The following is a 10,785-nucleotide window of genomic DNA, read 5'->3' on the forward strand; positions in this document are numbered from 1 at the left end:
GGTGACGCAGGTGGCGCTGGCGACCACGCGCCCGTCGCGCCAGCCCTGGGCGACGAGATGGCCAGGGGCATAGACCGGGGAGAAGCGCGCGACGCCATCATGCACCGGCGCGCGGGCCAGTTCGCGGCCATCAAGGTGCAGCGACACGAGATCAGCATTGCTGGCGACCAGGATCGGCACGGCGCGGCCCTCTTGCCCCGGAAAGGTCCAGTGCGGCCAGATCGCGATGACCGGCGTGGCGCTCCACAGCGCGCGGCGGATGTGAAACCCGCTTTTGGCAAAGCCGCACAGGTCCATCGCGCCAAAGAAGCTCGACGTGCTGGGCCAGCCAAACGGGGTTGCCTCGCCGCGATAGTCGAAACCGGTCCACAGGAAGCCGCCGGCCAGCCACGGGCGCTGGGCGATGAAGGCCCAGGCGGCGCTGTTGGTCTGGCCCCAGGGGACGGCGGTCATGTCATCATCGGCGATCAAGTGCCGCGCGGCATCGCCCGTCGCCGCGCCGCGCGTCATCAGGGCAGAGGTATCTTCGCTGCTGAGCAGTGGGCGGGTGGGATGGGCGGCGTGATAGGCATCGATACTGCCGCGCCCATAGTTGAAGCCGACCACATCGAGCATGTCGGCAATGTTGGGCTCTGCCTCCATCGCGCCGTTGAGCGCGGCGGTGACCGCGCGGGTTGGATCGAGCGCGCGGACCAGCGCTTTCATCCGCGTGATCATGGCCACGCCGATGCCGCTGGCCTGGATCGATTCCTCGTTGCACAGGGACCAGGCAATGACGCTGGCATGGTTGCGGCCCAGGCGCACCAGCGCGGCCAGGGCATCGAGCGTATCGGGCGCGGCCGACAGCGTGCGGTTTTCCGCCAGGATCATCACGCCAAGACGATCTGCCGCTTCGAGCAGTTCGGGCGCGGGGGCATGGTGCGCGGTGCGCAGCGCATTGCCGCCCATCTCGCGAATGCGGCGCAGGCGATAGTCCCACAGGCTGTCGGGCACGGCAACGCCGACGCCGGCGTGATCCTGATGCGCGCAGACGCCCTTGATCGGGCAAGGCTCGCCGTTGAGCAGCATGCCGCGATCCGCGTCGAACCGCACGGTGCGCAGGCCCAGCGCGCAGCTTTCCTGATCGGCCAGCACGCCATCGGCCAGCACGCGCGTTTCCAGGCGATAGAGCGCGGGATCGGCTGGTGACCAAAGCCGTGGGCGCGGCACGGCCAGCGTGAGCGCAGCCTGCGCCTGCCCCTGAGCGGGCAGAGTGAGCGCGGCCTGCGCGGTGGCGACAGGGGTGCCATCGGGCGCCGTGAGGCGCGCGGCAACGGTAACGGCGGCATCGGCCGCGCTGGAATTGGCCAGATCGAGCGTGAGCGGAACGGCCCAATCGCTGGTCGTCGCCGCGCCGTCGCCGTGGCCCAGCGGATGGGGCCGCGTGACCAGGCCGTGGCGCACGATGTGCACCGGCGCGCGGCGTTCGATCCACACATGGCGATAGAGGCCCGCGCCTTCGTACCACCAGCCTTCGCTGTCTTGCGCGTCAACCTGCACGGCGATGGTGTTGGGTTCTTCACCAAAGCGGGCGAAGGGCAACAGGTCTATGACCAGCGGGGTGTAACCGCCGAAATGGCGCGCGGCGAGCGTGCCGTTGATCCACACCGTGGCGTTGGTGGCGATGCCATCGAACACCAGATCGAGCGAGCCCTCGCGCCAGGCGGGATCGAGCAGGACGCCGCGCCGATACCAGGCAATGCCGCGCGGGCGATAGGCCTGGTCGGGATTGGCCGCCGGATCGGGTGCCTGGCCCAGGGCGAAATCGTGCGGCAGGGTGACCATGGCCCAATCGCCATCGTCGCAATCCTCCGCCGCGCCGCCCGTGGCATTGCCCGCCTTGGCATGGGCATAGGCGGCTTCGTGATCGCGCAGCGGGGCAAAGGGAATGTCGCCGGCGTGAAAGCGCCAGTCTGCCTCAAGCGATAACCGGCGGCGGGGACTGTCAGGCTGTGGAGGCGCCCCCGCCGCCGGGGCGGCAAGCGCCTGGGCAACGATCGGGGATCGGGCCAGCGCGGCAGCCATTGCCGCCGTGCTGGCCAGGATCGTGCGCCGGCTTGCCGACAGCATCACTCAACAGTGCTGGCAGGTGGGATCGAGCAGATCGTGCAGCAGGGCGCCGGTTGGGTCCCATTCGCCGATCGCCGGGTGGATCAGCAGCGCTTTGCGCGCGGTGGGCCGTTCGCCGGTGAGCGCCGCATCGATCGCGGCGCGTTCATAGGCCTTGATGCCGTGAACCAGGCCGAGTGCCACATCGGGCAGCGGGTCGATAGGCAGCGGGGTGATGCTGTTGGCATCGATCCGGCTGCTGGTTTCGACGATATCGCCGGCCGGCAGGTTGGGCAGGGCGCCGTGGTTGCGCGTGTTGACCACGATCGTGGCGGGCTTGGCGCCAGTGAGCGCGCTCATCACGTCGATCGCGATGCGGTGATAACCGCTGGCGACGCGGAACGGATCGATGTGGAACGTCGCCTCGGGATCGAAGGCAGAGCCGCCTTCGGCCTCGAGCTTCATGTAGGAGCCGGAGCGGCGGTTGAGATAGGCGGCATAGGCGGCAATCGCGCCCGGCCCGTCGTCTGCGCCCAGGCGATCGCGCAGCGTTTCGATCAGCGTGACGTTGAGCGCTTCCACTTCGGTGCCACGGCTGGAGCCGTGGCGCTGCTGGTTGGCCAGGGCGCGGCGGCGCTCGTAATAGAAGAACAGGTATTCGGTGGGGATCAGGCGCAGCGCGCGGATCATCGCCTTGTCGAACACCGGGGCGGAATAGAGCTGGTCGAGCACGGCATCGTCGGCCAGCACGCGGTCGAACACGTCCTCGCCATGCAGGCGGATGCCGCGCACCCAGCCCAGGTGATTGAGGCCGACATAATCGCATTCCACGTCGGCCAGTGTGGCGCCCAGCGCATGGGCGATGTTGTGGAACAGTTCGGTGGGCGTATCGCAGATGCCGACGATCTTGGCATCGGTGTGGTTGGCGATCGCCTGGGTGATCAGGCCGGCCGGATTGGTGAAATTGACGATCCACGCGTCGGGCGCGTGGCGCTGGACCAGGCGGGCCTGCTCGATTGCGATCGGCACGGTGCGCAGCGCCATGGCGGCGCCCGCCGGGCCAGTGGTTTCCTGGCCGGGAAAGCCATGCTCGATCGCGGTGCGTTCATCGGCGGCGCGGCCGGCAATGCCGCCCACGCGGATCGAGTTCATCACGAACGAGGAGCCCTCGATCGCGTCTTCGATGCTGGTGGCCTCGCGCACGATCAGGTCGCCGCCTTCGGCGCGCACGATGGCGCGGCCCAGCGCGGCCATGATCGCCAGGCGATCGGCATCGGGATCCCACAGCACCAGTTCGCGCGCGCCGAGCGCCTGGGCGGCATCGTTGACGCCGAACGTAACCAGCGGCGTGCGGACACCGCCGCCGCCGATCAGGGTCAGCTTGCGATCAGTCGTGGAGGGCATAGTTGCGGTCATGAACAGTCCAAAGCTCCTGTGCATCGGGGATGCCGCCAAGCGCCCCCGGCTTGCGGGTGGAAAGGGCGCCGGTGATGCAGCCGCGTTCGAGACGGCGGCGCAAGGGCGCGGCATCGAGCAGCGCATCAATGAAACCGGCATCGAAGGCATCGCCCGCGCCCGTGGCATCGACCGCCTGCACCACCGGCGGGCGCACGTGGACGATCTCGCCATTGTCGAGCGCGGCGGCACCGCGCGCGCCCAGCTTGAGCAGCGGGTTGCGGATGCCAATGCGCGCGGCGTGATCGAAATAGGTGCCAACGTCGGTGCTGCCGAACAGCAGTTCGGCCTCTTTCTCGTTGGGCATCAGGTAATCGACCTGGGTGATCGTCGGGCGGTTGACCGGGCTGGCCAGCCATTCGGGCTGATAGCCCATGTCGAGTGAGGTAGTGATCCCGCGCGCGGCGAGCAGCGGCAGCACGACCTGCGCCACGGTGTGCGGCACCGGCATGGCGAAGTGGACGTGCGATGCGGCGCAGAGCGTGGCCAGCCCATCGCCCATGGCCAGCGCGCCGACGGCGGAATTGACGCCGATGTGGGTGAAGAACGAGCGGTCCTGCGGCGTGGAGATCGAGATTGTCGTGCCGGTAAAGCCATCGCCGATGCGGATGCCATCGAAGGCCACGCCATAGCCGGCCAGGCGCTGTTCGAACCAGGCGCGATCATCCGCGCCGATCAGGCCTACCACGCCCACCTTGCGGCCAAGCCGGGCAAGGCCACAGGCGGTGGCGATGGTGCCGCCACCCATTTCGCGGGTATAGGCATCGGTGGTCACTTCCTCGCCGGGCAAGGGCCAGGCGGGAAAGCCGCTGAAGATATGATCGACATAGATTTCGCCAACCACGGCGACATCGAAGCGGACGGTCATGGGCGGGAAGCCTTTAGCGAGGAAAATGGCCACTGGCGCGTGCGGCGCGCCATGGCGAGGAACAGCGCGCTGCCCACGGCGATCATCGCCACCCCGGCGAGGATATGCAGCGGGCGCGCGGTGGTGACGATATAGGCCCAGCCCGCCAGGGTGATGATCACCGGCAGCGGATAGAGCGGCATGCGGAACTGGCCGGGCGCGGCCTGCGGGTTTTGGCGGCGCAGCAGGACCACGGCGACGCATTGCGCGGTATATTGGAACATCGTCTGCACCACGATCATCACCGCGATCAGCGTATCGAGCGACACCAGGCAGGCGAGGGCCGAGGCCAGGCCCATGAACAGCAGTGAAACCGCCGGTACATCGCCACGCGCATTGGTGCGGGCGAACACGGCGAGGAAATCACCGGCGCGCGCGGCGGCAAAGGGCACGCGCGAGGCGCCGAGCAGGTTCATCAGTGCCGAGGCCCAACTGGCGATGAGGATCAGCACAGTCACGATGCGGCCACCGGTGGGGCCATAGATCGCGGCCATGAAATCGGCCACCACGGCCTGCGAATGCATCGCCTGCTGCCAGGGCAGCACGCCCAGGATCGCCAGGTTCAGGCCGATATAGAGCAGCGCGACGAGCGGGATCGACAGCAGCACGGCGCGCGGGATGTTGCGGCGCGGCTCGACCACTTCATCGCCGAGCATGCAGATCGTGTTGTAGCCGCCGTAATCATAGACGCCGATCAGCGTGGCCGCGCCCAGGCCCATCCAGAACCCGCCGTTGATGGCAAAGGCATGGGGCGGAAAGGAAAAGGCGCGCGCGGCATCGAAATGCACCGCGCCCGAGGCGATGATCCACAGGCACGAGCCGATGACGATCACGCTGGTGGCGACCGAGAGCACGCCGATCGCGCGGATATCGCGCCACAACAGCCCGAGGTTGACGAGGCAGACCGTGGCGGCGATCGCCGCCAGCGTCCAGGGCGACAGGCCCGGCTCAAGCCAGGTGAGATAATGGGCCATGCCCACCGTGCCCGAAGCGATCGACATCGGCCCGATCAGCAGCGTCTGCCAAAGGTAGAGAAAGCCGAACAGGCGCCCCAGGCCCTGCGGGCCGAACGCCTCGCGCAAGTAATGGAACGACCCGCCTGAGCGGGGCAGGGCCGAGCCGAGTTCGGCCCAGACAAAGCCGTCGCACAGGCACAATACGGCGCCGAGTAGCCAGCCCAGCAGGGCCTGTGGCCCGCCCATGGCGGCCAGCGCCAGCGGAATGGTGATGAACGGGCCCACGCCGATCATGTTGAGCATGTTGGCCGATAGCGCGCCGGCAAACGTCATGCGCGCGCGCCCTGCGGGCGGCGTGCCGATAGCGGTGATGGGTGCCGTGCTCATCGCCATATTAATCAGGAAATGCCATGATTACGTCAATATGAAAATTTTATTCCATGATGAAATGTTGCATCGCCGATCCACTGGCATATACCGGCCAGGACAGTGGAGACAGCGATGACCGCCTCGCAAGACAATGCCCCCGATGCTGCGGCAGACGGCGATGGACTGCCCGGCAGCGCCGATGCGCTGCGTGACATGATCCTGGCGCGTTACGACGGCATGACCAAGGTGTTGCAGCAGGTCGGCCGCTATGTCCTCGATCATCCCGAAGACATGGCGCTGCTCACGCTCAACGAACTGGCCGAGCGTTCGGGCACGCAGCCATCGGCGATCGTGCGCTTTGCCAAGGCGCTGGGCTTTACCGGGGCAGGGCCGATGCAGCGCCTGCTGCGCGACAGCCTGATCGCGCAGAACAGCGCGCTGGGCTATAGCGAGCGGGTGCACCAGTTTGGCGCGGCGGTGGAGGATTCGGTTTCGGCCGGGGGCATCGGCGCGCTGATCGACGAATTTGCCGAGGGCGACATCATGGCCCTGCAGAACACGCGGGCGATGGTGGGCCGCGAAGGGCTGGCCAATGCCGTGGCGCTGATCGCGGCGGCGCGGGTAGTGCATGTGGTCGGCATGCGCCGCGCCTTTCCGGTGGCGGCCTATCTGGCCTATGCCGTGCCGCAGGCGGGCAAGCCGACCATGCTGGTCGATGGCGTGGGCGGCCTGGCGGCGCAGCAGTTGCGCGCGATCGGGCCGGACGACGTGCTGATCGCGATCAGCTATCACTCCTATGCCCCGGAAACGGTGTCCGCGGTGGAAGTGGCCTGCGCGGCGGGCGCCAAAGTCCTGGCGATTTCTGACAGCCTGCTCAGCCCCATCGCCAAGCGCGCGGCGCAGACCCTGCTGGTGCGCGAATCCGAAGTGCGCGGCTTTCGCTCGCTATCCTCATCGCTGTGCCTGGCGCAGGCGCTGGTGGTGGGGCTGGCCTATGACCAGCAGCGCAGCGTGGCTGCAGGGGCACCCGGCAGCGGCGGCGATGCCTCGTGACAAAGCGATGGCCTGCTGTGGCGCGACCGTCGCAATTCTGAAATTTTTATATCAAAAAAATTAGAAACAGAAAAATCATATTGACAGAAGACGGGCAATACCATTCCATACGCTCAACGCCCGAAACGTGGCGAGAGGGATATGGGGGTTTGTGAAATGATCGGAATGCTCTGCCGGTCGCGTCTGCTGCTCAGCGGATCGACCATGATGCTGGCCCTGGCGGCACAAACGCCGGCCACCGCCCAAACCCTTCCCGCCACGGCGCCGGCACCCGCCGGTGCGACGGCGGGCACCCCGGCCGAGAGCGAGGCCCAGCTGGGCGCAGGCATCGTGGTGGTGGGCAACCGCTACCAGGCTGCAACGCTGCAGATGCGTTCGGCCAACACGGTCAATGTCATTTCCGCCCAGGATCTTGAGCACACGGCCGTGCACAACGTGGCCGAAGCGCTGGGCACGGTGCCGGGCATCAACGTGATGAACACCGGTTCGGCCTTTGCCGGCGGCGTCGACGGCGCCTCCCGCGGGGAGGGCATGTTCGTTTCGGTGCGTGGCCTCAATTCCGAATACAACATCAACCTGATCAACGGCGTGTCGGTGGCGCAGGGCAATCCCTATAGCCGCGGCGTCCAGCTCAGCCTGCTGCCCCCGTCGGGCCTGCAGACGATCATCGTCAACAAGACCTCGCAGCCCGACATGCTGGGCGATGCTATCGGCGGCACGATCGATTTCCGCACCCCTTCGGCGTTCGACTATGCAGCGGATTCGCGCGGGTCGGTCACGATCGGCGGCCGCGTGGAAAGCCGGGCGCGCGCCTATGGCCAGAATGGCCTGGGCTGGAACGCGGGGGCGGACTATTCGCGCAAGTTCGGCGCGGATCACCAGTTCGGCGTCTATGTCAGCGGCTTTTACGATATCCGCCACTTTGCCAACAGCCTGGTGGGCGGCGTGCAGGAATCGGGCTGCTGCGACAACGGCTATGACTTTGCCGTGCAGGATGCCGCCGGCAACAGCGCGCCCGGCCTCGATCCGGCTGCCAACCTGATCCAGACAGCGGCCAACTTCGGCCTGTCGAGCGGCTATACCGAACGCTTTGGCGGCAACGGTACGTTCGACTGGCGTCCCGATGAAGATACCTCGATCTATCTGCGCGCCAGCTATGCCCGCGCCAAGACCGACCAGAACAGCCAGTTGACCCAGATCGTGGGGGTCAACAAGCAGGACGGGTCGAACGGCACGGCATTGGGCAACGGCACCTATGCCCCGGTGATCGGCGCGGTTCAGGCGCGGTTCTGGTATGAAACCAACCCGGCGATCGCCACGCTCGGCACCGTGCAGCTGGGCATGGACAAGCACGCCGGCAAGCTGACCGTGTCGCCCAGCCTGTTCTACAGCTGGGGCAGCAACGCGCGGCCCAACCACATCGAAGTGGCCGGGCGCTATGCTCCGGTGGCTTATGGCGGCTCCACCCTGTTCGGCTATGACAATGGCTATCCCGTGCCGCTGCTGCCCACCACCGTGCGCAACCAGCTCAACAATATCAGCGGCATGCCCGCCAATGGCGGCCCGCCGGAATATACCCCGCAGACCAGCTTCCAGCGCAAGGGCGGCGGCAAGATCGACCTCAAGCTCGATTTCGATGGCGGCCATCTCACGTTCCTGAAGGCCGGCTTCCGCGTGGAAACCAGCCACCGCGAAATCACCAACCGCGATTACACCGTGCCTGGCTATGGCAATGCCGCCACGCTGGGCGATCTGGGCGTGATCAAGCAGATCTATCCGGCGGTCTGGCCCAAGCGCTATACCTGGCAGGTGCCGGTGATCGACCAGGGCAAGGTCTTCTCGCTGTTCAACCAGCTGGGCGGCGCCACCGACGCGACGATCGATACCTGCGGATCGAACCCGATCAACAGCTACAACTGCAACACGCAAAAGGCCAACGAGACGGTCTGGGCCGGCTACGTCATGGGCCAGCTGCAGTATGGCAACCTGGAGATCGTGCCCGGCGTGCGGTACGAGCACACCGACATCAAGAACGTGTTCTGGGTGACGCCGACCGACAATGGTACCACCGCGACCGGCGCGTTCGGTTCGAACAAGGCCAAGTTCGATGCGGTGCTGCCCAGCATTGCCTTTACCTATCGCGACAATGGCGGGGCGGTCTATCGCGCCTCGGCCTGGACCAGCTATGTCCGTCCGCCGTTCCTGCAGCTGGGTGGCGGCGCTTCGACCAACGTGTCTGGCGGGGTGACCACCATCACCCAGGGCAACCCCAACCTCAAGGCGATCCGCGCGATCAACCTCGATGCATCGGGCGAATGGACCATTCCGGGCGGCGGCCACGTGATGCTGGCCGGGTTCTACAAGCACCTGGCGCACTATATCTATGACAACGGCAGCAGCGCCGGGATCGTGACCGGCAGCAATGCCGGCGTCACCACCGGCACGGTAACCTATCAGCCGCAGAACGGTGGATCGGGCCATGTCTATGGCATCGAGCTGCAGGCGCGGCAGAAGTTTTCGGCATTGCCCGGCCTGCTTTCCGGCCTGGGCGTGGCGGTGAACTTTACCCGGCAGTGGACGCGGGTTGACGTGCTGGGCGATGGCACGCGCATGGACCGCATCCAGAACGCGCCCGAAGTCATGGCCAATGGCCAGGTCTTCTTCGAAAAGGGCCCGGTCTCGCTTGACGTGAACTACAGCTATGCCGGCGATTATGTCTCGATCTACGACACGCTGGGCAAGAATGCGACGTGGGACGACGTGTGGGTGCGCCCGGTGAGCCGCGTGGACGTGCATGCCGGCTATACCTTCAGCCGCATGTTCAAGCTGGACCTGTCGATCGCCAACCTGTTCAACACGCCCAGCTATTGGTCGCACATCGGGCAGCACAGCCTGGCGATTTCCGATATCGTCAATTCGGGAACCACCTCGCTGGTGACGGCGACGATGAAGTTCTGATCATTCCTTCCCGCCTGCGGGCGGTATTTCGGGGAAGGGGCCGGGCAGAAGGGGGCTGCCCGGCCCCTTTTCTGCCCTGGCAGCAGGAGAAGATGATGAAGCCCACGCGTCGCGACATGCTCAAGGGATCGGCCGGCCTGGCCGGAACGCTGGCCAGCGGGATTGCGCAACAGGCCGCTGCGCTCTCGCAAGCCGCGCCCGACGCGGCGCTGGCCCTGGTCGATCCGACGATCGGCACGGGCGGCCATGGCCATGTGACGCCGGCGGCCACGGTGCCGTTCGGCATGGTCCAACTGGGCCCGGATACCGACAATGCGCGGTGGGACGCGTGTTCGGGCTATCACCATGACGATACGACGCTGCTGGGTTTTTCCCACAACCACCTGAGCGGCACGGGCGTGGGTGACCTGATGGACGTGCTGGTGGTGCCGCGCACCGGGCCGGTGGTGCTGTCTCCCGGCACGCGGGCCAAGCCGCAGGGCAGCTATCGCCAGCGCTTTGACCATGCCGACGAGACGGTCGAGCCGGGCTATTACGCGGTGCACTTGCGCGAGAGCGGCATCGGCGTGGAATTGACCGCGACAGCGCGGGTGGGGCTGCACCGCTACCACTTTGCCCAGGCGGGGCACCTGCTGATCGACCTGGCCCACGGCGCGCGGGACGAGCCGGACGAGGCGAGCATTGCCGATGATCCATCGGGCCCGACCAAGGTGACCGAGGCGAGCCTGCGCCTGGCCGCGCCCGACCTTATCACCGGCAGCCGCCGCGTGCACCAGTGGGCCGATGGGCGGCAGATCCATTTCGCGCTGCGCCTGTCGCGCCCGGCGGCGCAAGTGCGCTTTTTCAGCAACGACGCGCCGCTGCCAGAGGGCGCCACGCAGGTGGCCGGGGCAAACCTGAAAGCCGCCGTGATGCTGCCCGATGCCGCGCAGGCGCCGGTCCTGGTCAAGGTCGGGCTATCGGGCGTGGACGTGGCAGGCGCGCTGGCCGCGCTCGATG

At 66.9% G+C, this 10,785-nt stretch carries 6 protein-coding genes and 1 pseudogene; 3 read left to right on the forward strand and 4 right to left on the reverse strand.

Annotated features, from left to right (window positions below; translation table 11 throughout):
- The 4 genes from H926_RS25875 to H926_RS0105895 form a co-directional block, all read right to left on the reverse strand.
- The coding region (locus H926_RS25875) for a glycoside hydrolase family 2 TIM barrel-domain containing protein (RefSeq protein WP_022675483.1) at positions 1–2,109 on the reverse strand (2,109 nt) is incomplete at its 3' end.
- A 3-nt stretch (positions 2,110–2,112) separates the two neighbouring features.
- Positions 2,113–3,504, reverse strand: a complete 1,392-nt coding sequence (locus tag H926_RS0105885; RefSeq protein ID WP_043608113.1) for a beta-glucosidase — start codon at positions 3,502–3,504, stop codon at positions 2,113–2,115.
- Positions 3,476–4,411 (reverse strand): carbohydrate kinase family protein, encoded by a 936-nt coding sequence (locus tag H926_RS0105890; protein ID WP_022675485.1) that lies wholly within the window; start codon positions 4,409–4,411, stop codon positions 3,476–3,478. The genes H926_RS0105885 and H926_RS0105890 overlap by 29 nt, the downstream gene beginning before the upstream one ends.
- Entirely contained in the window at positions 4,408–5,739 is a 1,332-nt protein-coding gene (locus tag H926_RS0105895) for an APC family permease (protein ID WP_202804673.1), read from the reverse strand. Before H926_RS0105895 ends, H926_RS0105890 begins: the two co-directional genes overlap by 4 nt.
- A gap of 168 nt (positions 5,740–5,907) precedes the next feature.
- Between H926_RS0105895 and H926_RS0105900 the strand changes: the two genes are divergently transcribed.
- The 3 genes and pseudogenes from H926_RS0105900 to H926_RS0105910 form a co-directional block, all read left to right on the forward strand.
- Complete coding sequence (locus H926_RS0105900) at positions 5,908–6,828, forward strand: MurR/RpiR family transcriptional regulator (protein WP_022675487.1); 921 nt, start codon at positions 5,908–5,910, stop codon at positions 6,826–6,828.
- Between the two features lie 156 nt (positions 6,829–6,984).
- Entirely contained in the window at positions 6,985–9,786 is a 2,802-nt protein-coding gene (locus H926_RS25880; RefSeq protein ID WP_022675488.1) for a TonB-dependent receptor, read from the forward strand.
- A gap of 95 nt (positions 9,787–9,881) precedes the next feature.
- A pseudogene (locus tag H926_RS0105910) lies at positions 9,882–10,785 on the forward strand (alpha-mannosidase); the annotation flags it as partial.

Source organism: Novosphingobium sp. B-7 (assembly GCF_000410615.1).
Classification (GTDB): Bacteria; Pseudomonadota; Alphaproteobacteria; order Sphingomonadales; family Sphingomonadaceae; genus Novosphingobium; species Novosphingobium capsulatum.